Here is a 24944-nt window from a genome sequence, read left to right on the forward strand (position 1 = left end):
AGTGGGCTACACCATCGATCGGGGAGTGCGGGCCCTGGGTGCGCGACGTTGGTCCCGGAATTATTGGTGGTGCCAGCTTTCCGAACCACCGAATGCGGAGTCGATGATGAAGAAGTTCCTCCTGGCCAAGCCGACCCTCTGGTTTCTCTTCCTCTTCAACCTGGTGGTCGCCATGATCGTCCCCTTCACCGTCGACGGGACTCAGGGAATCACCGCCGCCATCGGAATGGGGCTGGTCTCGGTGAAGGCCGGATTCGGCCTGCTCTGGCAGAAGCGCCGGAGCGAGCGGGTCTCGCGGGCCGCCTGCGCCTGAACCGAGTAGTTCAAAGAGCCGGAACAGACCAAGAAGGAAATAAGGAATCATGAAGGCTGCTGTCTACAACGGACAGATGGACATCGACGTCATCGAGCTGCCCACCCCCGAGTGCGGCCCCACCGACGTACTCCTGCGCAACCTCTACGCCAGTGTGTGCGGCTCCGACATCTCCGTCTACCACTTCGGGCCGCGTGCCCATCGCATTACTCCCGGCAGCGAGTTCGGCCATGAAATGATCTCGGAGGTCGCGGCCAAGGGAGCCGACGTCACGGGTCTCGAAGTCGGCGACCGTGTCTACCCCTATCCGATCCTCGCGGCCGGCGACTCGTCGAGGGCTGGCACGCTTGGTGGCTTCTCCGAGTACATACTCGTCCCCGACTGCGAGGTCGGAAAGCAGGTCTACCCCCTGCCCGACTCCATCCCGACCAAGACCGCCGTGCTCGTCGAGCCCTTCACGGTGGCCACTCATGCCGCTCGCCGAGCCGCCCCGAAGGAAGGTGAGACTGCCATCGTTTTCGGTGCCGGCACCATCGGTATCGGCGCGGCCATCGCCCTGAAGCACCTCGGCTGCGGCGCCGTGATGGTCGTCGACCTGTCGGACTTCCGTCTGGGCAAGGCAGCAGAACTCGGCTTCGCCACTTGCAACTCCGGCAGGGAAGACCTCAAGGCCAGGGCCATTGAGGTATTCGGCGAGGCCCGGGCGCTGAAGGGCACCACTGCCGACGTCGATATCTACGTAGAAGCCACCGGCGTGGACGCGCTCGTCGGCACTTACCAGGACCTCGGCAAGATCCACAGCCGCATGGTCGTGGTCGGTGTCCACGCCAACCCCGTTCCCGTCAATCTCTCCACGCTCGCCTACGCCCACCAGTCCCTCGTCGGCTCCGGCGGCTACACGCCCGACGACGTCAGCACCGTCCTGCACATCATGGAAAGTGGTGCGTTCGACATCGAATCGATCATCACCCATGAATTCCAGCAGCAGCGGATCGTCGATGCCATCACCACCGCCAGCGACACCCACAACGCCCTGAACGTCGTCATCAAGTACTGACTCCGATCCGCTCGGCTCGCCAGACCGCCGCCAGCGAGGGTGTGCAACCCGCCGAGCTCGGCGGCCGGAGAGAACCTCGCCTGGTGGGTGTCAGCGGGACACCCGCGGGGCGAGGCGGCCCCCTTCGACTAACGACCTCGTGCACGGTTGGCTGCGGCGCGTCGAGGTATGTGGTGTTGTCGGTGTTCACGTTCGAGGGGCTTGGCCGAGGGTGGAGGTCTGCTGGTGTGAGAGCGGACCGGCGACAGCTTGGACGATGTCACTCATGTGTTCGCGTCGGCCAAGGTGGCGGGCGAGAGCCCGCCAGTTCTTCAGGTGTGCAATGCCGTGCTCGACGCGGATGCGCCGGGAGGAGTGCGCCTTGCGTTGCTGTTCGTGCCGCTCCTCGTACCAGGCGGGAGCGTTCTTTTTGAACTTGCGATGGGGCGGCGTCACCACGCGTCCGCCCGTCTGCGCTCCCATGCCCTGATAGCCGGCGTCCGCGAGGATCTCCATGAAAGATCCGTCGGCCAGGAGTTGGGCCAGTCCCAGCTGTCGGGCCTGGGTGATGTCGGCGCAGCTGCCGGGCTGAACCGGGCTGCAGAACAGCACGCGCCCCTGGGCGTCCGTGAAGACCATGGACTTCACCGCGTTCTGCTTGGTCTTGCCAGAGACGAATTTGTCCCGGTCCTTGCGGCCTCGGCCGGGCGTCGCACCCGGATCTCCGTGCCGTCGATGATCCCGGTCCGACCGTCGGCGCCCAGCTACTCGACGACCTCGGCGAGGGAACGCAGCCGGACGTCCGGCGCGACGGTGCAGCCCCGCTGCGCGAGCAGGGGCCGCACCTCGCCGATGGCGCGCGTGATGGTGGAGCGGTCCACGCCGAACCAGCAGACCAGCACGTCATGAGTGGTGCCATGACGCAGACTCACCAAGGTGGCCAGCAGTCGGTCGACGAAGACGAACCTGTGCTTCGCCCCGGCTCCTACAGCTCGTCGCCGCGGCCGTGCCTGATGCTGTTCGTGCCACAACGGCCCTACCTCAGCGACGAGTTCAGCGATCACTATCGACGACAACCCGGTGATCCGGTACTCCGCCACGATCAACTCACATGCCCCAGCCCCCATCATGCTCAGTTCAACGAGCTACCTGGGCGCCGAGCCACGGCCAACCGTGCACGAGGTCGTTAGCCTCCAGGCGACCACCCTGCAAAGCGGCCCAGAGGTGCCGGGGACTGGGGACGTGTTTGTAAGCACGTGTTTGGCGACTCACGTGCTTACAGACACCGCGTAGGAGTTGGGATCTGAGCCGGACACAGCGACAATCTCGCTGCCGCCTCTCCAGCAAGTCGCGAAGGGAGCCCTGCGACAGGTGACGGGCAGGCCGCAGGCCCCGCTGAAGCGCCTGTGTGCTGGCGCCGCACGGGTAGTCCTGCTCCCACCAGCCCTTGCGACGGTGGCGGGATCTTGTCACAGCTACCGACAGCCGTGTTGCGGGAATGCACCGATCACAAGCGTGCGCACGGGACCGTGAGGAACGACGTGGTCCAGCGCCCCCCCCGAACGTCGGGCCGCGCCGCGCCGGCCTGCTCCCGCTGCCCGGGAGGCCGGATCGAAGGTGCCGACTGTCTGCCGCTCTGGTGGGACCACAGGGGCAGACGGGGAGCTTGCTACACCCCAATGGGGGAGACCTCTACACCGTGCACGGGCTCTGGTTCGCCTAGCGTTGGCAGCATGTGGAAAGCGACGCGGCAGGCCGCTCGGGCTACCGGCTACCTGGCCGTGGCCGCGGCGATGGCCTTCGGCCTCTATCTTTTCGTGACTGTGCTGGTGATTACGGCCGTCGCCACGATCGTGGTGGTCGGGGCGTGGATGCTGCCCGAGACGGTGGTCCTGATCAGGCGGATCGCCGGGGCGAAGCGGAAACAGGTGGCAGCCTGGACGGGCCGGCAGATCCCGGAGGCTTACACGCCACTGACCGGCACCGTGCGCGCGCGTTTCAGCGCTGCGGTCCGCGACCCCAGCACGCATGCCGACCTGCGCTGGCTGGGCGCCCAGTACCTCTACAGCCTGCTCGTCTTCCTGACGGTGCCACTGTGGGTGCTCGGTCTGCTCATCGACGGCGTGTGGTGCGGGGTGCTGCGTCAACGGGCGATCGTCCTGCCGCTGATCACAGGCCTCGCCGATCTCGATGCCCGTTGGTCCACTGCTCTGCTCACCGCGTCGTCGAAGGCCCAGCTGGCAGTACGGGTGGAGGAGCTGACCCAGACGCGGGCGGGTGCCATCGCTGCGCACGGCGCAGAGCTGCGGCGCATTGAACGAGATCTCCACGACGGCACTCAGGCCCAGCTGGTGTCCCTTTCGATGCGGATCGGGCTGGCCAAACGGGCCTACGCCACCGACCCCGCGGCAGGCCGCCGGCTACTTGAGGACGCGCAGGATCTGGCTGAGGAGGCGCTGAGCCAGTTGCGGCACGTTGTGCGTGGCATCCACCCCCCGATCCTGACGGATCGGGGCCTGGTGGGCGCCGTGCGGGCGCTGGCCGCAGGCAGCGGCCTCGACGTGACCGTGGAAGTGGACGGCTTGGAGGACCCGGGCACCCGGGCCCCCGCTGCGGTGGAGGCGGCGGCGTACTTCGTCGTGGCCGAGGCCCTCACCAACGCCGCCAAGTACAGTGGAGCCCCGAACGCCTGGGTCCACTTGGAGCGTCTGCGCACTGGACTGCGGGTCGTCATCCGGGACGAGGGCCTCGGCGGCGCTGACGAGAACGGCGGCACTGGATTGCTCGGCATACGCCGACGTGTCGCAGCGCTCGACGGCGCAGTAACCGTGACCAGCCCAGTCGGGGGACCGACCACCATTGCAGTGGAGTTGCCTTGCGTGTGGTGATTGCCGAAGACAATGCCCTGCTCAGAGAAGGCATCGTGCTGCTGCTCAGATCAGCCGGCCATGATGTGGTCGCCGTGGCCAGCAGCGGGCCTGAAGTCCTTCCCGCACTGCTCGAACAGCGTCCGGACGTCGCCGTACTCGATGTCCGGATGCCGCCGGACTTCCGCGACGAAGGACTGCGCGCTGCACGTGAGGCACGCGAGCAGATTCCAGGCCTGCCCGTGCTCGTGCTGTCGCAGTACGTCGAGGAGTCCTATGCGTCCGAGCTGCTCGGCGGGGGAGCCGGCGGCGTTGGCTACCTGCTGAAGGACAGAGTGGGCCGAGTCGATGAGTTCCTCGATGCCCTGGAGCGAGTTGCCGCCGGCGGCACCGCACTCGACCCCGAGGTCGTCACCGAGTTGATGACCCGACGTCACGACACGCCGGTGGACACGCTCACCCCACGAGAGCGCGAAGTGCTCAAACTGATGGCCGAGGGCCACGACAACAGCACCATCGCTCAGATGCTGGTCGTCACCGAGCGCTCGGTCAGCAAGCACATCGGCAACGTCTTCTTGAAACTCGGCCTGCCACCCAGTGACAGTGGGCATCGCCGAGTCCTCGCCGTGCTTGCCTACCTGAACGCCCCCCAGGCTTAAGGACCTGTCCGGGGGCGATCCGCGTCCCGCTGAGGCGACTCGGTGGAGAGACCTGATGAGCGTGGCGGATGCGCCGCGCGGAGCCGGCCCGTCCTTGCCCTTGATCATCAGGCGACTATGCCACAAAGGACGAGGCGGCCAGCCGAATGGACAGGCTGCTCGCCGGAGCCCTGGCATGCCCGTCCGGTCACGTCCCGACTTGATCTTCCGACTGCTCGGCGGGACCTTTCGGTCGGCGGCCCGTCGATCAGTCCCTGGCTGTGGGATCGAGACTCAGCGTCGAAGCTGGACAGCAGAGGTTGCGATGGTTGCGCGCCAGCGAAGACATGGCTGCGCTGCGCTGCTCGTGCAGGGCGAGCCCCAACGTGTGATCACACGCCCCACCGACCGTCGGCCCGCCCCGGTCGCATATTTTGCAGCGATCAACCTGCAGGCCGCTGCCGGACCGCTCAGACGGGCGAGAAAGCGTCCCTCTCCGACGAGGTGTAGCGGGCCGCAATCTCGTTTGTTGCCGGTGGCCTGTGTGGCCGCGCTGTACAGCTCCGGCCCGGCGGCGAGTCGGGGGAACTCGGCCGCCGGGCCGGAGGAGCGCCGATTCCTCGTCCCCACGGGAGTCGGCGCATTCGGGACGCGGCCCGCGAATTGCGGCCCAGTCTGTGGCGTGGCTGCCTCACGGAAGCAGCCACGCGTTGGACCGGCTCGTCGTGGGATCAGCGCATCGGAACAGGCTGCAGAGCAGACTCGTCGATCGGATCCGGGTCGGCGGGTGCCGGCACCTTGTGGCTGAGCTTCTCGCCTTCCACGTCGATGTTCGGCAGGAGCCGGTTCAGCCAGCGTGGCAGGTACCAGGCCTTGTTACCGAGGAGGGCGAGGACGGCCGGCACGATCGCCATGCGGACGATGAAGGCATCGAAAAGGACGGCGATGGCCAGTCCGAAGCCGATCATCTTGATCATTGATCCGTCGGCTCCGATGAAGCCGGAGAACACCGCCATCATGATCAGCGCGGCCGCTATGACGACCCGGGCGCTGTGCTTGAACCCGCTGACCACTGCCTGCTGGGGCTGGTCGCCGTGGACGTAGGCCTCTCTGATCCGAGAGACGAGGAAGACCTCGTAGTCCATCGCCAGGCCGAAGACGATGCCCACCAGGAAGATGGGCATCATGCTCATGATCGGGCCGGTCGACTCGATTCCGAGCAGGCTGGCTCCGTGCCCTTGCTGGAACACGGCTACCACGGCGCCCAGAGCGGCGAGTACCGAGAGCAGGAAGCCAGCCGCTGCCTTCAGCGGAACCAGGAGGGAGCGGAAGACCACCAGCAGCAGGACGATCGCCAGGCCTACCACGACCACCAGGTAGGGGATCAGCGAGGCCTGGACCTTCTCGGCAACGTCGATGTTCAGTGCGGTTTTGCCGGTGACCTCGAAGGTTGCATCGGCCTTTGACTCGATGCCGGCCCTCTCATCGCGGATGGTCTTGACGAGGTCCTGGGTCTTCGCGTTCGTGGGGCTGGTGGCAGGCGTGGCGGAGAACACTGCGGTGTTCCCGACCGCGTTGAACCGAGGCGCCGAAACGGAGACGACTCCGTCGGTGTCGGCAATGTCCTGGGCGATCGTCGCCACTGCGGCCTTGGGGTTCTCGGTGCTCTTGGCGTCCACCACGATCGTGAGGGGGCCGTTGAAGCCCGGCCCGAACCCCTTGGCGAGGTCGTCGTAGGCGCGTCGCTCGGTGGTCGAGGTCGACTTGGCCTCATCGCCTGGCATGCCGAGCTGGAGATTCAGGGCGGGAGCGGCGATCGCGCCCAAGCCAACGACACCCAGGAGGAGAACGGGCAGCGGGTGACGCATGACGAGACTCGCCCAACGAGAGCCGGCGTTGTGTTCCTTTTTGCGCAGGCTGCGCTTACGGCCCGTTCTGATGCCGCGCGAGAGCACCGCGTTCGGCCAGAACCCGAGGAAGGCCGGAACCAGCGTCACGGAGATGAGGACCGCGATGACAACCGCACCAGCGGCGGCGAGGCCCATCTTGGTGAGCACCGGGATTCCCACGACGGACAGTCCCGCGAGAGCAATCACAACGGTCAGGCCGGCGAAGACGACTGCCGATCCGGCTGTCCCGGCGGCAAGACCGGCGGCCTCGCGCGGTTCATGGCCTTTGCCACGCTCCTCGCGGTAGCGGGAGACGACGAACAGGGCGTAGTCGATACCGCAGGCCAGGCCGAGCATGGTGGCCAGTGTTCCGGTGGTGTTCGACAGGTTGAACGTATCGGCCAAGACCTTGATCGTGGTCATGCTGATGCCGATGCCCAAGATCGCTGTAAGCAGCGGGAGCCCGGCTGCCGCCAGCGATCCGAAGGTGATCAGCAGCACGACGGCGGCGATGGCGATACCGATCGCCTCGGACGCTCCGCCAGCAGCCGGCTGGGTCGCCAGCGCATCCCCGCCAACCTCGACGGTCAGGCCCTTGTCCCGTATTTCGTCGAGAGAGCGCTCCAGATGATTCTTGCTGGCATCGGTGAGATTGGCTGCCGTCACCTTGAAGGTGACCGTCGCATACGCCGTGGAGGCGTCCTTGCTGACGGCCTTCGCTTCGAAGGGATCAACGCTGCTGGCTGCCTGGGAGCCGCGACCGGCCCCATCAAACAGCTGCTCGACAGCCGCCTTGTTCTGCGAGGCAGTGATCTTCTGGCCGTGGGGCGCGACGAATACAATCCTGGCACTCGCCCCGTCGGCGGCAGATCCGGGGAAGCGCTGGTCCAGCAGGTCGAAGGCCTTCTGAGATTCGATACCCGGCATCGTGAAGCCCTCGTCAGCGGCCGGTGCCGCCTTCGTCGAGGCGAAACCAGCTAGGCCCAGGATGGCCACCCACAACAGGGTGACAAACCAGCGCCACCGAAAGGCCATGCGGCCGAGGTGATAGAGAAGCGTTGCCATAACGAGGAGAGCCTCCACAGCAGCGGAACAAGATAAAAGTGCCAAGAACCGTCGCGCTGCGTGACTCTCCTCATTTTCCGGGGAGGTCCGCAGCCCGGGGAACTCGTGCTTCAACCCTTTCGTGAGCTGCTCATGGACACGAGGGAGTGCTCTCCCGAATTGATGGTGTAGCCCGCTTCACCATCAATTCACCATGCGGAAGAACGACGTCGGCTTACGTCCGTGGGCAACGTTCCGTAACCGCTGGCTGACCGGCAGTCCAGGCGTATGCGCGCGGCGGACGTCAGATGCTTCTGCGCTCATCCCTGCACAAAGTCAGCACGGTGGTGTCGTCCTGCTGCCGGTGGCCGGTGAACTCCTGGAGCTGCTCCCACAGGCGTCGTCCGAGGTCGTCGGCAGGGGTGCTGCGCAGCTGCGTCAAGTGCTCCCGCAGCGGGAAGAAGGTGCCGTCACGGGACCGGCCCTCGTCCAGGCCGTCGCTGAAGAGCACGAGCTGCTGGCCGTGGTCCAGAGGGAAGCGGGTGGTGGTGCGCGGGCCGCTGAGAGATCCGAGGCCGAGCGGGACATCGGCCGGGCCAGCGTCGACGCGCCGGACGCCTTCAGCGCCAACCAGGTACGGCAGAGGGTGGCCACAGTTGACCATGCTCATGTTCCGGTCAGGACCAAGGCTCAGGACCACGGCGGTGACGAAACGCTCGGACTCCCCTGTCTGGATGGCGTAGCTGTTCTGGAGCTCGACCGCCTGTTCCATGGCTTCGGCGACGTCGACCAAGGAAGCCTCTGTGTGGGCGGCCTCGCGGAAGGCGGTGACCACAGCGACCGCAGCCCCCAGGGCGCCGAGTCCCTTGCCTTGAACATCCGCGATCATCACGCGTACCCCGTGCGCGCTATCCACCATGTCGTAGACATCGCCGCCGGTCATGACGTCGTCGCCGAGAGCCTTGTGCACCCCTGCCAGGACCGTGTCGCCGACATGTATGGGCAGAGAACGCAGAAGGTGCCTCTGCATCGCGTCCGCCGCCTTCTGCAGACGGACCGCGGTTTCGACGTGGCGCAGTCTCCAGCCGCACAGGTACACAGAGAAGGCCCCGAACCCGATGGACAAGGCGGCCAGTGCCAGGGAGGCGGCCAGGCCTGCGGAGGGCTCAACGATGACGGTGCAGATCGTCACGAAAGCGGTCCATAGCGAGATCCACATGGTCTGCCGCACCGTGCATACGCCCGCTGCCGCCGCCGGCAGGAAGACCAGGAATCCCGCGAACTCGGGCGCGTACCCCAGGGTCGGCCCGATGCACATCACCAGGACGGTCAGTAGCACTGTCCAGATCAAAGGCGCTCGGCCGCCCAGCGTTACGGAGTCGGCCATGATCGGGTGTCTCCCTGCTGGTCGGACTTACGCTGCGGGTTCGAGAAGGGTGCCGACGGGCGTCCGCCGGCACTCCACTGGACCCATAGTGGTCACGAGGATGCTCTCCGTCGCGGTGACAGCCGGATCGGCGTGCTCACGTCCGTGAGACGCGGGCGCAGTACCGCAGCCTGCACGCCCTGCCGCGCCCCATTCATGGCTGAGCCCCTGGACGTGCCGCGTTCAAGAATGCCCCAGGCCAGTCTGCGCGGCGGTGGACCTGGCTACACCTTGTACACGGGAGGCGGCACCCGTGTACGGCAGGCTGTCGGGCCCCATTCTGGTCAAATGAGTCGTTCCTGCCGAGTCGGAGAGAGAGCCGCTGATGCGGCCTCCGCCGTCCTTCCTGCACCCACCACGTGGCTGGGCAAGTCTGTGGTGTGTCTGGTCCTGGCGGTCGGTTCTGCGCTCGGCATGGCCGGACATCTGTGCAGCGGGTCGCTCGGCACCGTAGTGGCCTGGGCCGGGGCAGCGCTTTCCGTGACGGCAGGCGCGCAGGTTTCCCGCCTGCCGAGGATCAAGGCGCTGACATCCAAGCGGACCGTCCTGTGGGGCACGCCGCAGGCCAACCTCGCTATGGCAACCCTCAACGGGCTCTCTCCCCACGGTGTGCCGGCGACGGCCACCGCTACCCTGACCGCCTTCGGAGCCGCCCGCGGTCTGCTGGCTGATCGCACACCCAGCAGAGCGGAACGACGCTTCCGGCAAGCCCTCACCCGTGCGAGGGGTGCGATTAGTACTCCAGCAGGATTTCGCTGTCTGACCTGGTCTTTCGCCGGGTGGCGGGAGTGTAGCGGGACTTCGGTCGTGCGGGGGCGGTCTCACGGAGACCGCCCCTCGATCGTGCGACAACGCCGCAGGTAGTGACAGCGGCGGGCGACTGCTTGGCGTCGGCGGCGCCAGTTCGACCAGCTCAGCGCGTGGTGTCGTCCGCGGTGTCCGCTCAGGTGCGGGGGTCGGGCACGACAAGCTGCCAGGAGTCGCCGAACCTCCGCCACTGTGAGCCCGACGGCCCCGGTTGTCTCACCTGTTCCGCCCCCTTTTCCCAGGGCTGGTATGCCGTGGCGGACAGGAAGGCGTGCGCCAGCATGGCCAAAGTGATGTGCCGATACCAGCCCACGTAGCGGCGGACTTCGTACTGGTCCAGGCCACATTCGTTCTTCGCGGCCTGGAAGCACTCCTCGATCGCCCAGCGTGTGCCGGCGACCCGCACCAGCTCCTGGACGGTGACCTGAAGCGGTGCGTAGGCGAGGTAGTAGGCGATCTCGTCGGGCTTGCTGATGCTGCGCCGGGCCAGTGCCCATCGCATTCGATGGGGGACCTCGCCCTGATAGTCGAACTCGGCGACGGCCGGCAGCCGTACTGCTGCCCAGTGGTAGACGCGGGGCCCCTTCGCGCCGTTGCCGCATGAGATCTTCTCCCACGCCTCGTCCGGGGCCTGCGCGAACAGACCCTCGATCCGTGAACAGCCCACGCTGAACTGCGACTTGGGCACAGCCAGCACGTAGCCGACACCCGACTGTTCCAGCAGCCGACGGAATCGGTTGTCCTGACCGTAGGCGGAATCCGCGGTGACCCACGCGATGGGCAGCGGTGAGGCGAGGGCCCGCAGCACCATATGCCGGGCCAGTTCGCCCTTGGTGGCGAACTCCCGCTCGTCGGGGACCCTTGCGGTGCGGCAGCGTTCCCGGTCCTCGGTCCACGACTTCGGGAGGTAGAGCTCACGGTCGACCAGAGCCCGGCCACGGGCCGAGGCGTAGGCGCCGAAGACGCCGATCTGACAGTTCTCGGTGCGGCCGGCGGTTCCGGAGTACTGGCGCTGGACCCCGGCGGAGGTACTGCCCTTCTTGATGAACCCGGTGTCGTCGATGATCAGCACGCCGTCGTTCTCGCCGAGCTTGTCGGCGACGTATTCCTGCAGGTCGTCGCGAATGTCATCGGGCTCCCACTTCGCTCCGGCGAGGAGGTGCTGCAGGCCGTCGGGCGTGCGGTGGCCAGCCTGCTCGGCCAACTGCCAGCTGTTCTTGCGGGCCACCGGGGCGAGCAGCCCACGTACGTAGTCGCGCATGCGGCGACGAAGCTCGACTCGGCCGAAGCGGTGCCCGATAGTCAGGAAGAGATCGTCCAGTTCGAGGTCCCACTGCGCGGCGGCATACTCGGTGATCACCCTCGGAGGCTGCCCCGCCGCTGTCACTACCTGCAGCGTTGTCACATGATCGAGGGGCGGTCTCCGTGAGACCGCCCCCGCACGACCGAAGTCCCGCTACACTCCCGCCACCCGGCGAAAGACCAGGTCAGACAGCGAAATCCTGCTGGAGTATTAGGAGCTGTCCGGCCGATCATGCGATTGCGCTGAGTCGGGGGTCTGGGGCCTGGCCGAACGCTTCGTCGTAGGCTGCGGCTCATGAGCCTGTGGGACGGCTTGTCGGACAGCGAACGACAGCAGTGGATCTTCGATCCGTTCGTAAGCGTGGGTCCACTGCGGTTTGGAATGACTTCCGACGAGGCGTTCGCTGCACTCGGCGGCGTCCCTGCGGCCGCGCGCCGGCATTACCCTCGCTGGGACGTCGTGTGCCACACCTACTCCGAAGTGGGTCTGAAACTCTACTTCGCGGCTGAGGGTTTGCGTGGAGTCTCGATCGATGCGCGTCGGGGACCGCAAGTCCATGCGGACGAGACGGCCTTGGTCGGCCAGGTTCCCTCCGAGCTGGAACAGTGGCTGTTCGATCGTGCGGAAAGCCGGGAACCGTTCACGGAACTCTTCTATCTGCCAGGCGCGGAGCCCGGATCGCTGACTCTTGGGGTGGCGCTCTGCGTGCAGCGAGCCGGCGATCTTTTGCTCACGCGCCCCGTCTTCTTGGCCGCCGATGTTATGGATGACGTCTATCACCAGTTGCCGAGGGAAGCCTGGGCCATCTTCTGATCCTGGACGGCTGGGCACGAACACCCGTCCGCCCGGCGATCAGGCACGGAGCCAGATGATCAGGCTTGCGGCAGTGACGGTACCGAGGAACACGTAGCCGCGTTTGTCATAGCGGGTAGGTGCGCCACGAGGCGCCATGGAATCGAGTGAAGTGAGAGACCTTCACCACCGGGTTGTCGTAGCAATCCGGTTGAAGCTGGGGGCAGTTCGGTTCGGGGGATGCCGAGCCGAGCGGTAAGCAACCCCGACAACGCCGGGACGGGTTGGTACTGCCAGACGATCCGGGTCCGGCTAGAGGGCGTCTGAAAAGCTTGTCAGCGGGCTGGTCTTGCGAGGCGGCGCACGAGGAGCATGGCCATGGAGAGGTAGATGGCGTTCTCCGAGCAGACACGCAGGTATTCGTAGTCCTTTGACAGGCGGCGGCACCGTCCCAGCCAGGCGAATGTCCGCTCTACTACCCAACGCCGCGGCACCACCGCGAAGGTGGGCAATGCCGGAGGCGGCTCTTGCACCCGAGCCCAGGTTGAGCGGAACCCGCCATCGCGGCGCTGCACCACCTCCACGGTGATGCCGGTGGCTTCCCGGGCCCAGGTGCGGAACTCGGCGCCGCGGTAGCCCTGGTCCGCCCACACGTGCCGCAGACGCGGAAAGGCATCGGCAGCCCGGGAGAACAGGACCGCGGCGCCATCGCGGTCGCCGATGCTGGCCGGGCTCACGCAGGTGACCAGGACAGTGCCCCGAGTGTCAACGAGCAAGTGGCGCTTGACGCCGCTGACCTTCTTGCCGCCGTCGTACCCGTGCAGGCCACCGCGTTCACTGGCCCGCACGCTCTGGCTGTCCACGATGGCGGCGCTGGGAGTGGGATCACGGCCGAGCTGCACCCGCTCGCGTTCGCGCAGCGACGTCAACATCCGCTCCCACACGCCTTCTTGCTGCCATCGCCGCCAGTAGTGGTAGACGGTCTGCCACGCTGGCAGGTCATGCGGCAGCAGTCTCCAGGCGCAGCCGGCCCGCAGCCAGTACGCCAGCGCGTTGAGGATCTCCCGCCGCGTGTGTTTCGCCGGCCGGCCACCGGGCCTGACCGCCGGAACCAGCGGACGCAGGATCTCCCACTCCGGATCAGAAAGATCCGTCGAGTAACGGGTACGCAGCCCGCACACTCTAGCCCCCGAAAGTGCGACGCCACCCCGCTACCAGGCAACTTGCCCCGCTGACAGGCTTTTCAGACGCCCTCTATGCGGTGGCGTAGGGGTTGATGATGCGGTGCGGTCGGCGTGAGGTCGCCATGACGTTCTGCGGGAAGCGGGGGCCGGCGACGTAGTGGCGGCCCTTCGTCTGCCCGATCGCGGTGAGGACGTCGGCCTTCGTGAGGGCCTGCAGGTCCCGGGTTGCCTGCTGGGTGTTGATCGCTTCCTGCCGCTCGTAGCGCGAGCGGCGTACCCGGCCCACCATCGCGACCTCGTGGAGGGCGGTCACTTGCCGCTCGCTGATCCCGTTGGTGTCGGCGTACTCCATCAGCTCGATCCAGACCTGGTTCGAGCGGTCGACCCGGTGCTGCACCCGCTGCGCCTGTTCGTGGTAGGCGCGCAGGTTGAACTTGATCCAGGGCAGGGTGTCGCGTTCGGGCGAGTACACAGGGCCACCGACCTCGCGGAGCACCTTGTAGTACTCCCAGGTGTTGCCGGGCATCCCGAGCCATTCCTCGATCGAGGAGAACTCAGGTGCGAGAACGCCGCCGCGGGCAATCAGCAGGTTCTGCAGGGAACGGGACATACGGCCGTTCCCGTCGGACCACGGATGGATCTTCACCAGGTTCAGGTGCGCCATCGCCGCCCGGATCAGGACGTGCGCTTCGGTGTCGCCGTCATTAAGCCAGTCCACCAGCTCGGCCATCAGGCCGGGCACGAGATCCTGGTCGGGTCCGTCGTAGTCGGTGGCGAGCTCGTCACCGGGCGCGGTGATCCGGATCGGGGTCTTACGCCATTGCCCGGCGGTGCGCAGCGGGTGGTGGTGGCCCTGGAGCATCCAGTGCAACGCGTTGAGGAGTTCCTTGCTGTACCGGAAGTCGGCGACGTCGTGGAGGGACTGGATGTACGTCATCGCCTGCTGGTAGGCAAGGGTCTCCGCCTTGTTCTCCTCGCTGGCGTCGACCTCACGCTCCCCGTCCATCAGGTCGGCGACGTCCTTCGCGTCAACCTGATAGCCCTCGATCGTGTTCGACGCCGCGATCGCGCTCGCGGTCAACGCCTTACGCAGATCCTGAGCCCACTTCATCGGCGCCTGCTGCACCGCGTCACGCAGGCGCTCGCGCAGGCCGTCCACCTCGTGCAGAACCTTGAGGTCCGCGGCGTCGAGCGCGGGAGTCTTATACAGCATGACTCAATGATACCAGCCACCTATCATTCCGGTAGGAGTCGAGAGCGCTGACCACGCCAACCTGCAGAGACGCAGGCAGGTTCGTCTGCCGTACAAGCCACCGATCACCGCTACCGCGTTGCGGGCGGTGACTCAGAAGTTCGGCATCGGCTCCGCCGAGACGCTGCGCAACTGGTTCAGGCGGGACGAGATCGATTCCGGGCAGCGTCCGGGGACGACCACGGAAGAGTCCGCGGCGATGAAGACGCTGAAGAAGGAGACCGCCGAGCTGAAGCGGGCCAACGAGATCCTGAGGGCTGCGGCCTTAGATTCAACCGGTCAAGGCAACGCTCTCGGCTGGTGTGCGGAATCCCAGGCGCTTGCGCGGACAGATATTGAGCTTCGCCGCGATGGCGTCAAGATCGTCCTGGCTGAACGTCGACAGGTTCGTGCCTTTGGGCAGGTACTGCCGGAGCAGCTTGTTGGTGTTCTCGTTGGTGCCACGTTGCCAGGGGCTGCGAAGAACCCGTCGACACCGGTGTCGGCGGTGAGCCGTTTGTGAGCTGCCAGTTCCATGCCGCGATCCCAGGTCAGCGTGCTGCGTAGTCGGGGATCCATGCGTTCGTAGGTCTCGGTCAGAGCGGGAACGACCACGATGGTGTGGCGGCTGGCGAGTTTCACGACCGTGAGGAACCGCGACTTCCGGTCGACCAGCGTGGCGATCTGGCTGTTGTTCGAGCCGATCACCAGATCGCCTTCCAGGTGCCCGGACTTGCTGCGGTCCTCCGCCGCCTGGGGCCGCTCCTCGATCGGTCGGGCATCGGTGATCTGTGAGCGCTACTGCCCTTTCACTGTGTGGTGCTTGTTCTTCCGGATCGGGCGGCCGGTTCGCAGGCGCTTGCACAGCTCGCGGGGGATCACCTTCCATCGGGTGGCGTAGACCGATCGGTAGATCGTCTCGTGGCTGATCTCCATCGCCGGGTCGTCACCGTGATGCAGACGCAGGTGGCCGACGATCTGTTCCGGCGACCACTCCTCCTTCGGAGGGGTCAGCACCGTCTGCCTCAGTGCGGGCCTGCGGGCGAGCAGGCACTGCTTCGGGTGCTGGGCGCGGTCAAGTGCCCGTTCCTGCGCGGCGATCGCCCGGTAGACATCGCGTCCGCCGTTGTTGCTGACTTCACGGCTGATCGTCGACACCGCACGCCCCAGGAGGCCGGCGATGGCCCGGTAGGACTCTCCGGCACACAGCCCGCGCGAGATCTCCTCCCGCTCGCCCACGGTCAAGCTTCCGACGCGCGCTTTGCGGGGTCCGGGAGCGATCCCTCCGTGATGCTTGAGGACAGTGAACACCGAGCCGGGCGGCTTACCGATCTGCCTCGAGATGACGCTGGTCGACTCCCCGGCTCTCCACCGCCGCCACAAATCGGCCTTCATCTCGTCCGGCATGCCCGGCCGACCCATTCTCGCCACGTAAACCGTCCTCAACCAGAACTGTGGCTCTGACCGGTTGAATCTAAGTCTCCAGGGCTTTGAATCAGTCCTGAGGCTACCCACGGCCTTCCAGACCTACCTCGACTCCCGCAACCTCAGCTGGGAATGCTGGTGGCGACAAGGCAAGTAAGCCGACGGTTGAAGATTCCCGACAGAGTCGCTCAGTGAGGTAACGGTCACGATGGAGGAGCGGATTGTGGTGTACCTCCAGCGGGTGTGGGAGAAGGAAGTAGTGGGCGCGGGCCTGTGGACTCCTTCTTTTCCCGCGCCGCTCTCAGATGACCTTGCGAAAGCGGCTCCGCCGCTGTTCAGCGGCCTTGAAGTCTTGGAGTACGAATGATCCTCTGGATCAACGGTGCGTTCGGTGCGGGGAAGACCACCACCGCACGGGAACTGATCGAGCTGATCCCGAACAGCACGCTCTTCGACCCCGAGGTCGTCGGAGGCACACTCACGCAGTTGCTCCCGGCGAAACACCTCGCCGAGGTCGGCGACTTCCAGGATCTGCCGATCTGGCGCCGGCTCGTGGTCGACACCGCGGCGGCCCTGCTCGCCGAGCTCGGCGGCGTCCTCGTCGTCCCCATGACGCTGCTGCGCCAGGAGTACCGCGACGAGATCTTCGGCGGCCTCGCCGCACGCCGGATTCCGGTCCGCCATGTGCTCCTCGCCCCGGCGGAAACGATCCTGCGGGAGCGAATAGCCGGGCGCGAGGTGCCCCCGGAGCTGTCCGACGGCGAGATGCGCGTGCGTCAGTGGTCCTACGACCACATCGAGCCCTACAGGGCCGCGCTCGCCTGGCTCACCGCCGACGCCCACCCCGTGGACACCAGCGCGCTCAGCCCGTACGACACCGCCCTGCGCGTCGCCGAAGCCGTACGCACCGGGGAGGCGCCCGTGTGCGCCATCGTGCAGACGCCGGAACCCACCGCCGAGACGGTCGCCGCCGGAGTGCTCCTCTTCGACGAGGACGACCGTGTCCTGCTCGTCGACCCGACGTACAAGGCCGGCTGGGAGTTCCCCGGCGGGGTCGTCGAGGCCGGCGAGGCCCCGGCCCGCGCCGGTATGCGCGAGGTCACCGAGGAAACCGGCATCACGCTCGACGAGGTGCCCACGCTCCTCGTCATCGACTGGGAGTCACCCGCGCCGCCGGGATACGGCGGTCTGCGGCTCCTGTTCGACGGCGGGCGTCTCGACGAACAGGCCGTCCGGGGGCTCCTGCTCCCCGGACCGGAACTGCGCGGCTGGCGCTTCGTCACCGAGCAGGAGGCGGCCGATCTGCTGCCGCCCGTGCGCTACGAACGGCTCCGCTGGGCCCTGCGTGCCCGCGAACGCGGCTCGGCGCTCTACCTGGAGGCCGGAATCCCGCTCGGCTGACGCCCGGGGTTCTCCGTCCGGCCTGGGCGCCTCGGCCCGCACCATGGGCGCGTACTGACTGCCGGTCGGTCCTGAGGCAGCCGGCGGCGCCGCGCGTGGCCCCCGCGTCCGGGCCGATCGCCGCGACGGCAGTCCGGCGCGGCGCAGAACGACCGGACGGTGACGGCAGGGCCCGTGTCTGACATCTGGACCAGCAACAGCATGGTGCTGGACCAGCAACGGCATGGTGCTGGACCAGCAACGGCGTGGCCCTACGCCTGGGGTGGCACCGGAACAGACAGGTCACTGGAACAGACAGGCCACTGGAGCAGACGAGGCGCCGGAACAGACGGGGCAGCGCCGGAACAGACGGGGCGCCGGAACAGAGCAGGACAGGGCCTACGGTCTCGCGCTGGACTGGAGAGAGCAGGGGCCTACGGCCTGGCGTGACGCTGGACCGGCGAGAGCAGGGGCCTCGGCCTGGCGCGGTGCTGGACCGGGCATGGCGGGCCTGCGGCCTGGCGTGGTGCTGGACCGGGCATGGCAAGGGGCCCACTCGTGACGACGTGGGCCCCTTGCCGTGGGCGCGGACGATCAGTTCGCCGCGTAGTTCCGCAGGAAGAGCGCCTCCGCGACCGACAGACGCTCCAGCTCGTCCGGCGAGACGCTCTCGTTCACCGCGTGGATCTGCGCCTCCGGCTCGCTCAGGCCGATGAGCAGGATCTCCGTCCGCGGGTACAGGGAGGCCAGCGTGTTGCACAGCGGGATCGAGCCGCCCATGCCCGCCGACTGCATCTCCTGGCCCGGGTAGGCGACCGCCATGGCCTCGGCCATCGAGGCGTACGCGGGGCTGGACGTGTCGGCGCGGAACGCCTGGCCCTGCCCGATCCGCTCGGTGCTCACCCGCGCGCCCCACGGCGTGTGCGCCTCGATGTGCGCCTCCAGCAGCTCGGTCGCCTCGACCGCGTCGACGCCCGGCGGCACCCGCAGGCTGACCAGCGCACGGGCACCGGCCTGCACCGACGGCGTCGCGCCGACGACCGGCGGGCAGTCGATCCCGAGGACGGTGACGGCCGGACGCGCCCAGACCCGGTCGGCGACGTCGCCGGAACCGATGAGCTCCACCCCGTCGAGCACCTTGGCGTCCTCACGGAACGCCTGCTCCTCGTACTGCAGGCCGTCCCACGCGGCGTCGCCGGCCAGGCCGTCGACGGTCGTCGAACCGTCCTTCGCGCGCAGCGAGTCCAGTACGCGGATCAGCGCCGCCAGCGCGTCGGGCGCCGCACCGCCGAACTGCCCGGAGTGCAGGTTCCCTTCGAGGGTGTCCACCTGCACCCGGACGAGGGTCATGCCGCGCAGGGTCGCGGTGACGGTCGGCAGACCCGCCCGGAAGTTGCCGGCGTCGCCGATGACGATCGTGTCGGCGGTCAGCAACTCAGGGTGCTGCTCGGCGTACCGCTCCAGACCGCCGGTGCCCTGCTCCTCCGAGCCCTCGACGATGACCTTGACGTGCACCGGAACGCCGCCGTTCGCCTTCAGGGCACGCAGCGCCAGCAGATGCATCACGACGCCGCCCTTGCAGTCGGCGCTGCCCCGCCCGTACCAGCGGCCGTCGCGCTCCACCAGCTCGAACGGAGGCGTCGTCCAGGCCGCTTCGTCCAGCGGCGGCTGCACGTCGTAGTGCGCGTACAGCAGGACCGTCTTCGCGCCCTCGGGTCCCGGCAGGAAGCCGTACACCGACTGCGTACCGTCCGGGGTGTCGAGCAGTGCCACGTCCTGGAAGCCCTCGGAGCGCAGCGCGTCGGCGATCCAGTTCGCGGCGCCCTCGCTCTCGCTCCTCGGATACTGGTCGAAATCCGCCACCGACTTGAAGGCCACCAGCTCGGTGAGCTCCGCCTTCGCGCGGGGCATGAGCGAGGCGACGGTCTCGGCGACCGGATTCGACGACATGGGCACGCTCCTTGTGGGTGCGACGTTGTACTTCTGTGTACAGGTGATCGGGTGATGCGTACTGGTGTGCAGGACGCATCCGTTGCCGATCCTCCCACAGCAACCTGCGGCGATGCCCGCCGTAGGATGCGGGGGACAGGTGCGGCAGACGGCTGGACTGGGAGCAGTAGACCAACGTGAGCAGCGAGAACTCTTCGGCGGACGACGAGCGGCGTACGGCGGACGACGAACAGCGGGTATGGGACGTCGTAGTCGTCGGTGGGGGACCAGCGGGTGCCTCGGCCGCCTATGCGGCAGCGGTCGCGGGACGCAGCGTCCTGCTGTTGGAGAAGGCCGAACTGCCCCGCTACAAAACATGCGGCGGCGGAATCATCGGCCCGTCGCGCGATGCCCTGCCCCCCGGCTTCGAACTTCCGTTCAGAGACCGGGTGCACGCGGTCACCTTCTCCATGGACGGCAAGTTCGCCCGCACCCGGCGGTCCCGGAACATGCTGTTCGGGCTGATCAACCGTCCGGAGTTCGACCAGCAGCTCGTCGAGTTCGCCCAGAAGGCGGGAGCCGAGCTGCGTACGGGTGCCATGGTGTCCCGCGTCGAGCAGCACGGGTCGGCGGTGCCGGACCGGCGTACCGTCGCGGTCGTCCTTCAGGGCGGCGAGACCGTGCTGGCGCGGGCGGTGGTCGGTGCCGACGGCAGCGCGAGCCGGATAGGAGCACACGTCGGCGTGAAGCTCGACCAGGTCGATCTCGGCCTGGAGGCCGAGATCCCGGTTCCGGAGACGGTCGCCGAGGACTGGCGGGGGCGTGTCCTGATCGACTGGGGCCCCATGCCCGGCAGTTACGGGTGGGTCTTCCCGAAGGGGGACACACTGACCGTCGGGGTGATCTCCGCGCGCGGTGAAGGCGCCGCCACCAAGCGGTACTTGGAGGACTTCATCGCCCGGCTCGGCCTCGCCGGCTTCGAACCGGCCATCTCGTCGGGCCACTTGACGCGCTGCCGCGCCGAGGACTCGCCGCTGTCGCGCGGCCGGGTGCTCGTCTGCGGTGACGCGGCGGGACTGCTCGAACCCTGGACCCGGGAGGGCATCTCGTTCGCGCTGCGCTCCGGGCGGCTCGCGGGTGAGTGGGCGGTCCGGATCGCCGAGGCGCACGACGCCGTGGACGCCCGACGCCAGGCCCTGAACTACGCCTTCGCGATCAAGGCGGGGCTCGGCGTCGAGATGAGTGTCGGCAAGCGCCTGCTCGCGGCCTTCGAGCGTCGTCCCGGGCTGTTCCACGCGGGGCTCACCGGCCTCCGCCCGGTGTGGAAGGCGTTCGCCGGCATCACCCGCGGCTCCACGACGCTCGGCGAGATCATCCGGTCCCGTCCGATGGTCGGACGCGCCCTGACCACACTCGACCGCCGTCCGCAGGAGGCCCACGAGGCACAGGCGGCGCAAGGCGCGCCGACGGCGGAGGGGCCGGAGGGGGCCCAGGCGGGGGAGGGGGAGCGCTAGCGGATTCGGCCGCCGTCGGACGCAATCGGTCGCAGGCCAACGGGCCGCAGGCCGCTGGCGGCCGAGGGCTTCATGCAGCTCAAGGCCTCACTCGAGCCATGATCGTCCCTGGTCCACGGCGTTCCCCGATCCCGCCGTTCCCGGTCCATGGCCACGTTCGCTCGCCGGTCGTGCGCGCACCGTCGGTCGTGCGCGCACGACCGGCGAGCGTCGGGGCGGAGGAGCGGTGGACCGGGTTGCCCGTCAGCTCGTGACCGTGATCCGGAAGACGGGGTGGTCGGGGGCGATGCGCCGCAGCTCCTCGTCGGACGAGTCGGGTCCGACGCCGCCGAAGAACACGCCGACCTCGGCCTTCCAGCGCTTGAGGTAGGCGCGCAGCAACGAGACCTTGTCGTCGTCGGCCACCTCCACGGCGGTGAAGGTGTCGACCTTCTTGCCGAGGCGCAGCTCGCCCCCGCCGGCCGCCCGCATGTTGTGCGTCCACTGGACATGGCCGCGCGGGGCGACGAGGTACTGCTCACCGTCCACCGTGAGCAGGTTGACCGGAGTCGTCCGCCACTCGCCGCTCTTGCGGCCCCGGACGGCCAGGACCCGCGAACCCCAGACGCTGAGGCCGCGCCTGGTGATCCAGGCCACGGCACGGTTGAAGACGTTGACGGTGAACCAGCCGGGCTTCTGGACGTGTGTGGACACGGGGACCCCTTGAGGCGTGTGATGAGAGCGCCGCTCTGTTTTGTGAGCACTGCTCTCGCTTGAGAAGAGTCTGCACCGGATCGGTGATCCAATGCAAGAGCGGTGCTCTCGTTTTTGTGCGCCGCTCTCTTTTTGGTGCGCCGATCAATGAAGTGAGCATAGATCTCCTTCCGGATCACTGCTCTCCTTTGTGTGCAGTGCTCTGGAAACGTGGGACACTGCTCGGTATGAACACCGCGCGAGGGGCACGTGCCCGAGCCAGGATCGAGGTCACGGCGGCCATCAAGGACGAGGCGCGCAGACAACTCGCCGCGGAGGGCGCCGCCAAACTCTCGCTGCGTGCCGTGGCCCGCGAGCTCGGGATGGTCTCCTCCGCGCTCTACCGGTACTTCCCCAGCCGGGACGACCTGCTGACCGCGCTCATCATCGACGCCTACGACTCCCTCGGCGAGGCGGCCGAGTCCGCGCACGCGGAGGTCGCCGCCGCAGGTCCCCGGGAGCGCTGGATCACCGTGTGCGCGGCGGCGCGGAACTGGGCGCTGGAGCATCCGCACGAGTACGCGCTCATCTACGGTTCCCCCGTCCCCGGGTACGTCGCGCCGCAGGAGACGGTTCCGGCGGCCTCCCGGGTGGGCCTGCTCCTGATCGGCGTCGTCCGGGACGCGTACCGGGGCAAGGGGGTGGCCCGCACGCCGCTGCCCGCCGAGCTGAGGACCGAGGCGCAGCGGATGTCCGCCGATCTCGCGCCCGATCTGCCGCCCGAGGTGATCGTGGCGCTGGTGGCCTCGTGGGCGCAGCTCTACGGGTTGATCGGGTTCGAGCTGTTCGGGCAGTTCAACCGGGTCGTGGAGGACCGTGAGCCGTTCTTCCGCCATGCCGTGGGGCGGCTCGCGCACGACGTGGGACTCGTGTATCCGGAGCAGAGCGCGACCGCCGATGAACCGCCTTCGGCCCGGCCGCATCCGGCTGAGCCGCATCCGGATCCGGCTCAGCCGCATCCGGCCGGGCCGACTTCGTCCTAGGCCCGGTGGCGACTGCGTCCTGTGGTCCATGCCGTCGTCGGCGTTGTCCTCTGTACGCAGCGCCGACCTCAGCCTCGCGTTCGGCGCCGTACCGCGTGCCGTACCCCGTGTCGTACTCCGCGGGGAGTACGGGTGATCACCTCGCCCGGCGGACGCCCGCGCCGGGGTCGGCCGTCTAGCGTGACGGTCATGGAAGAGCAGCACACGCCCGCGGCGCCGACGTGGGGCGGTCCACCGCGATGGCGGCACGGGCCGCCCGGATGGAGCCGTTGGAACGACGAGGAGCGCCGCGCGCGATGGCCGTGGCGTTCCACGGTGCTGCTGACCGCCTTCGTGCTGGTCGGCTCCAACTTCGCCGCCCACGCCCAGCACGGCGACCGGCTCGCCCTGGACTTCTTCTCGCGGGCGCTCCTTCTGGTGGGCGCCGGTCTGCTGCTCTGGCGGCAGCGGTATCCCGTGTTCGTCGCGTTCGGCACGGCCGCGGTCGCCCTGGTCTACGTGGCCGCGGGGTATCCGTACGGGCCGGTCTTCCTTCCCGTCGCGGTGGGCTGCTTCAGCGCCGTGGTCGCCGGGCATCGCAAGGCCGCCTGGACTGCCATCGGCCTGCTGTGGGCGGGGCATCTCCTGGTCTCCCACTGGCTGTACCACCGGCTGCCTCCGGCGGGCGACGTTCCCCCTTCCTGGACGCAGGAGATCGGCATCGCCACCTGGGTCGTGGCGGTGGTGGCACTGTCGGAGCTGTTGCGCGCGCGTCGTGAGCAGTGGAGCCGCGACAGGGCCGAGCGCGCGCAGGCCGCCCGGCGTCGCGCCGACGAGGAGCGGCTGAGGATCGCCCGCGAACTGCACGACGTGCTGGCTCACAGCATCTCGGTGATCAACGTCCAGGCGGGCGTCGGACTCGCGCTGCTGGACTCGGACCCCGAGCAGGCGCGCACGGCGCTCACCACCATCAGAGCGGCGAGCAAGGAGGCGCTCGGAGAGGTCCGCCAGGTGCTCGACACCCTGCGCGCGCCGGGCGAGGCACCGCGGACACCAGCGCCCGGGCTGGACCGGCTGCCCGAACTGGTCGAGCAGGCGGCGAGTGCCGGACTGACGGTCGAGATCGAGGGCGAGGTCCCGGAACCGGCACCCGGCACCGACCTCGCCGCGTTCCGCATCATCCAGGAGGCGCTCACGAATGTCGTACGGCATTCGGGGTCGCGCCACGCGCGCGTGCGGCTCGATCGCGCGGAGGGCGCCCTGCGGCTGCGGATCGACGACGACGGGCCGGCCACCGGCGCGGACGCGGGCGGGAGCGGCAACGGGCTGGCCGGCATGCGGGAGCGGGCGGCGGCGCTGGGTGGCACGATCGAGGCGGGGCCGCGCGACGACGGAGGGTTCCGGGTGCTGGCCGTGCTGCCGTGGAAGGTCAGGGAGGACCGGTGATCCGTGTACTGCTCGCCGACGACCAGGCGCTGGTCAGGGCAGGCTTCAAGGCGCTGCTCGCCGCGCAGCCCGACATCGAGGTGGCCGGAGAGGCCGCCGACGGTGCGGAGGCGCTGCGCGCCGTCCGTGAACTGCGCCCCGATGTCGTCCTGATGGACATCAGGATGCCCGTGCTGGACGGCCTCGCCGCCACCCGCCGCATCACGGGCGATCCGGATCTCGGGGACGTCAAGGTGGTCATGCTCACCACCTTCGAACTCGACGAGTACGTCTTCGAGGCCATCCGTTCCGGTGCTTCCGGTTTTCTGGTCAAGGACACCGAGCCCGATGAACTGCTGCGTGCGGTAAGGGCGGTGGTCGAGGGTGACGCACTGCTCTCGCCCGGGGTGACTCGGCGGCTGATCTCCGAGTTCGCGGCCCGTTCCAAGGAGCCCGAGTCCGCCGCGTCCCTCGTCGAACTCACCGAGCGGGAAAGGGAGGTGATGGCGCTGGTCGGCATCGGCCTGTCGAACGACGAGATCGCCCGCCGTCTCGTTGTCAGCCCGCTCACCGCCAAGACCCATGTCAGCCGGACGATGGTGAAGCTCGGGGCTCGCGACCGGGCCCAACTGGTCGTGCTCGCCTATGAGTCGGGGCTGGTGCGACCGGGCTGGCTGGGCTGAGGCGCGGGAGCGTGGTGGTGGAAGCGGAACAGTACGGTGGCCACCCGCAGCGCGAAGAGGGCGGTGGCCAGAGTGGTGCCCGAGGCGACGAGCGCGCGTACGAACCCCGGCGAGAGGTCCAGGAACAGGGCGGGCCCGGTGACGACCCCGAAGGCGACCGCCGCGACGAACGCCGCGCTGGCCAGGGCGTATCCGATCTCGACGGTGACCGCGTCCCGCTGCGCCTGGGTGCGGCTCGGGTACGTTCCCGGCCCGGAGTCGCGGCGATTGTCCATGTCTTGACCGTCGTTGCTCATCGTTCGAGTCAACAGGCCCGCGCCCGGCGGGGCAAGCACCCCACCGGGTGCGCGCGTCCGCTGACCCG

General features: G+C 68.1%; 22 protein-coding genes and 1 pseudogene. 11 read left to right on the forward strand and 12 right to left on the reverse strand.

What is annotated here, in order from left to right:
- Positions 1 to 103 precede the first annotated feature (103 nt).
- Positions 104 to 313, forward strand: coding sequence for a hypothetical protein (locus OHT01_RS34810; RefSeq protein WP_328557081.1), 210 nt, complete (start codon positions 104 to 106; stop codon positions 311 to 313).
- A gap of 49 nt (positions 314 to 362) precedes the next feature.
- The gene (locus tag OHT01_RS34815; RefSeq protein ID WP_328557082.1) at positions 363 to 1370 is read left to right on the forward strand and encodes a zinc-dependent alcohol dehydrogenase; all 1008 of its coding nucleotides are present in this window, start codon (positions 363 to 365) and stop codon (positions 1368 to 1370) included.
- Between the two features lie 186 nt (positions 1371 to 1556).
- Here OHT01_RS34815 and OHT01_RS34820 read toward each other — a convergent pair whose 3' ends face one another.
- Together OHT01_RS34820 and OHT01_RS34825 are read right to left on the reverse strand one after the other, a co-directional pair.
- Complete coding sequence (locus OHT01_RS34820; RefSeq protein WP_328558370.1) at positions 1557 to 1988, reverse strand: transposase family protein; 432 nt, start codon at positions 1986 to 1988, stop codon at positions 1557 to 1559.
- 125 nt (positions 1989 to 2113) lie between these two features.
- Positions 2114 to 2449: a helix-turn-helix domain-containing protein gene (locus OHT01_RS34825; protein WP_328557083.1), complete on the reverse strand. Its 336-nt coding sequence runs from the start codon at positions 2447 to 2449 to the stop codon at positions 2114 to 2116.
- A gap of 633 nt (positions 2450 to 3082) precedes the next feature.
- Between OHT01_RS34825 and OHT01_RS34830 the strand changes: the two genes are divergently transcribed.
- Both OHT01_RS34830 and OHT01_RS34835 read left to right on the forward strand, forming a co-directional pair.
- The gene (locus OHT01_RS34830) at positions 3083 to 4237 is read left to right on the forward strand and encodes a sensor histidine kinase (protein ID WP_328557084.1); all 1155 of its coding nucleotides are present in this window, start codon (positions 3083 to 3085) and stop codon (positions 4235 to 4237) included.
- Complete coding sequence (locus OHT01_RS34835) at positions 4225 to 4875, forward strand: response regulator transcription factor (protein WP_328557085.1); 651 nt, start codon at positions 4225 to 4227, stop codon at positions 4873 to 4875. Before OHT01_RS34830 ends, OHT01_RS34835 begins: the two co-directional genes overlap by 13 nt.
- Positions 4876 to 5585: 710 nt before the next feature.
- Here OHT01_RS34835 and OHT01_RS34840 read toward each other — a convergent pair.
- The 3 genes from OHT01_RS34840 to OHT01_RS34850 form a co-directional block, all read right to left on the reverse strand.
- Entirely contained in the window at positions 5586 to 7808 is a 2223-nt protein-coding gene (locus tag OHT01_RS34840) for an MMPL family transporter (RefSeq protein WP_328557086.1), read from the reverse strand.
- Between the two features lie 283 nt (positions 7809 to 8091).
- A complete protein-coding gene (locus OHT01_RS34845; protein WP_328557087.1) occupies positions 8092 to 9174 on the reverse strand; it encodes a PP2C family protein-serine/threonine phosphatase in 1083 nt (360 codons plus the stop codon).
- A gap of 982 nt (positions 9175 to 10156) precedes the next feature.
- Complete coding sequence (locus OHT01_RS34850) at positions 10157 to 11380, reverse strand: IS701 family transposase (RefSeq protein ID WP_443043340.1); 1224 nt, start codon at positions 11378 to 11380, stop codon at positions 10157 to 10159.
- Positions 11381 to 11617: 237 nt separating this feature from the next.
- Here OHT01_RS34850 and OHT01_RS34855 point away from each other — a divergent pair, with 237 nt between their 5' ends.
- Positions 11618 to 12136, forward strand: a complete 519-nt coding sequence (locus OHT01_RS34855) for a hypothetical protein (RefSeq protein WP_328557088.1) — start codon at positions 11618 to 11620, stop codon at positions 12134 to 12136.
- A 314-nt stretch (positions 12137 to 12450) separates the two neighbouring features.
- On the opposite strand, the gene OHT01_RS34860 is transcribed toward OHT01_RS34855, so the two are convergent.
- Positions 12451 to 13296, reverse strand: a complete 846-nt coding sequence (locus OHT01_RS34860) for an IS5 family transposase (protein WP_328557089.1) — start codon at positions 13294 to 13296, stop codon at positions 12451 to 12453.
- 73 nt (positions 13297 to 13369) lie between these two features.
- Positions 13370 to 14512 (reverse strand): Fic family protein, encoded by a 1143-nt coding sequence (locus tag OHT01_RS34865; protein WP_328557090.1) that lies wholly within the window; start codon positions 14510 to 14512, stop codon positions 13370 to 13372.
- A gap of 127 nt (positions 14513 to 14639) precedes the next feature.
- On the opposite strand from OHT01_RS34865, the gene OHT01_RS34870 reads away from it, so the two are divergent.
- Positions 14640 to 15053 (forward strand): hypothetical protein, encoded by a 414-nt coding sequence (locus OHT01_RS34870; protein WP_328557091.1) that lies wholly within the window; start codon positions 14640 to 14642, stop codon positions 15051 to 15053.
- A gap of 5 nt (positions 15054 to 15058) precedes the next feature.
- Here OHT01_RS34870 and OHT01_RS40255 read toward each other — a convergent pair.
- Positions 15059 to 15319, reverse strand: a pseudogene (locus OHT01_RS40255) (IS30 family transposase); the annotation flags it as partial.
- A gap of 9 nt (positions 15320 to 15328) precedes the next feature.
- A complete protein-coding gene (locus OHT01_RS34875; RefSeq protein ID WP_328557092.1) occupies positions 15329 to 15937 on the reverse strand; it encodes a helix-turn-helix domain-containing protein in 609 nt (202 codons plus the stop codon).
- A 381-nt stretch (positions 15938 to 16318) separates the two neighbouring features.
- Here OHT01_RS34875 and OHT01_RS34880 point away from each other — a divergent pair, with 381 nt between their 5' ends.
- A complete protein-coding gene (locus OHT01_RS34880; protein ID WP_328557093.1) occupies positions 16319 to 17356 on the forward strand; it encodes an NUDIX hydrolase in 1038 nt (345 codons plus the stop codon).
- A 573-nt stretch (positions 17357 to 17929) separates the two neighbouring features.
- On the opposite strand, the gene OHT01_RS34885 is transcribed toward OHT01_RS34880, so the two are convergent.
- Positions 17930 to 19285, reverse strand: a complete 1356-nt coding sequence (locus OHT01_RS34885) for a dipeptidase (protein WP_328557094.1) — start codon at positions 19283 to 19285, stop codon at positions 17930 to 17932.
- 176 nt (positions 19286 to 19461) lie between these two features.
- Here OHT01_RS34885 and OHT01_RS34890 point away from each other — a divergent pair, with 176 nt between their 5' ends.
- Positions 19462 to 20778: a geranylgeranyl reductase family protein gene (locus tag OHT01_RS34890; protein ID WP_328557095.1), complete on the forward strand. Its 1317-nt coding sequence runs from the start codon at positions 19462 to 19464 to the stop codon at positions 20776 to 20778.
- A gap of 243 nt (positions 20779 to 21021) precedes the next feature.
- Here the strand turns inward: OHT01_RS34890 and OHT01_RS34895 are convergent, their stop codons facing one another.
- Positions 21022 to 21471: a nitroreductase family deazaflavin-dependent oxidoreductase gene (locus OHT01_RS34895; RefSeq protein ID WP_328557096.1), complete on the reverse strand. Its 450-nt coding sequence runs from the start codon at positions 21469 to 21471 to the stop codon at positions 21022 to 21024.
- Between the two features lie 227 nt (positions 21472 to 21698).
- Between OHT01_RS34895 and OHT01_RS34900 the strand changes: the two genes are divergently transcribed.
- The 3 genes from OHT01_RS34900 (at position 21699) to OHT01_RS34910 (ending at position 24580) form a co-directional block, all read left to right on the forward strand.
- Positions 21699 to 22493: a TetR/AcrR family transcriptional regulator gene (locus OHT01_RS34900; RefSeq protein WP_328557097.1), complete on the forward strand. Its 795-nt coding sequence runs from the start codon at positions 21699 to 21701 to the stop codon at positions 22491 to 22493.
- Between the two features lie 189 nt (positions 22494 to 22682).
- On the forward strand, positions 22683 to 23918 hold the full coding sequence (locus tag OHT01_RS34905; protein WP_328557098.1) for a sensor histidine kinase: 1236 nt from the start codon (positions 22683 to 22685) through the stop codon (positions 23916 to 23918).
- Positions 23915 to 24580: a response regulator transcription factor gene (locus OHT01_RS34910; protein WP_328557099.1), complete on the forward strand. Its 666-nt coding sequence runs from the start codon at positions 23915 to 23917 to the stop codon at positions 24578 to 24580. The genes OHT01_RS34905 and OHT01_RS34910 overlap by 4 nt, the downstream gene beginning before the upstream one ends.
- Here OHT01_RS34910 and OHT01_RS34915 read toward each other — a convergent pair.
- Positions 24541 to 24855 (reverse strand): DUF6332 family protein, encoded by a 315-nt coding sequence (locus tag OHT01_RS34915; protein ID WP_328557100.1) that lies wholly within the window; start codon positions 24853 to 24855, stop codon positions 24541 to 24543. The genes OHT01_RS34910 and OHT01_RS34915 overlap by 40 nt on opposite strands.
- Positions 24856 to 24944 lie beyond the last annotated feature (89 nt).

The organism is Streptomyces sp. NBC_00358 (assembly GCF_036099295.1).
Classification (GTDB): Bacteria; Actinomycetota; Actinomycetes; order Streptomycetales; family Streptomycetaceae; genus Streptomyces.

Excerpts from the sequence above, each read along its gene's own strand:
- OHT01_RS34820 (WP_328558370.1), bottom strand. The coding sequence starts at position 1,988 with ATGGTCTTCACGGACGCCCAGGGGCGCGTGCTGTTCTGCAGCCCGGTT.
- OHT01_RS34865 (WP_328557090.1), bottom strand. The coding sequence starts at position 14,512 with ATGCTGTATAAGACTCCCGCGCTCGACGCCGCGGACCTCAAGGTTCTG.
- OHT01_RS34900 (WP_328557097.1), top strand. The coding sequence starts at position 21,699 with ATGAACACCGCGCGAGGGGCACGTGCCCGAGCCAGGATCGAGGTCACG.
- OHT01_RS34810 (WP_328557081.1), top strand. The coding sequence starts at position 104 with ATGATGAAGAAGTTCCTCCTGGCCAAGCCGACCCTCTGGTTTCTCTTC.
- OHT01_RS34915 (WP_328557100.1), bottom strand. The coding sequence starts at position 24,855 with ATGGACAATCGCCGCGACTCCGGGCCGGGAACGTACCCGAGCCGCACC.
- OHT01_RS34875 (WP_328557092.1), bottom strand. The coding sequence starts at position 15,937 with ATGCCGGACGAGATGAAGGCCGATTTGTGGCGGCGGTGGAGAGCCGGG.
- OHT01_RS34885 (WP_328557094.1), bottom strand. The coding sequence starts at position 19,285 with ATGTCGTCGAATCCGGTCGCCGAGACCGTCGCCTCGCTCATGCCCCGC.
- OHT01_RS34830 (WP_328557084.1), top strand. The coding sequence starts at position 3,083 with ATGTGGAAAGCGACGCGGCAGGCCGCTCGGGCTACCGGCTACCTGGCC.
- OHT01_RS34880 (WP_328557093.1), top strand. The coding sequence starts at position 16,319 with ATGATCCTCTGGATCAACGGTGCGTTCGGTGCGGGGAAGACCACCACC.
- OHT01_RS34840 (WP_328557086.1), bottom strand. The coding sequence starts at position 7,808 with ATGGCAACGCTTCTCTATCACCTCGGCCGCATGGCCTTTCGGTGGCGC.
- OHT01_RS34845 (WP_328557087.1), bottom strand. The coding sequence starts at position 9,174 with ATGGCCGACTCCGTAACGCTGGGCGGCCGAGCGCCTTTGATCTGGACA.
- OHT01_RS34815 (WP_328557082.1), top strand. The coding sequence starts at position 363 with ATGAAGGCTGCTGTCTACAACGGACAGATGGACATCGACGTCATCGAG.
- OHT01_RS34905 (WP_328557098.1), top strand. The coding sequence starts at position 22,683 with ATGGAAGAGCAGCACACGCCCGCGGCGCCGACGTGGGGCGGTCCACCG.
- OHT01_RS34855 (WP_328557088.1), top strand. The coding sequence starts at position 11,618 with ATGAGCCTGTGGGACGGCTTGTCGGACAGCGAACGACAGCAGTGGATC.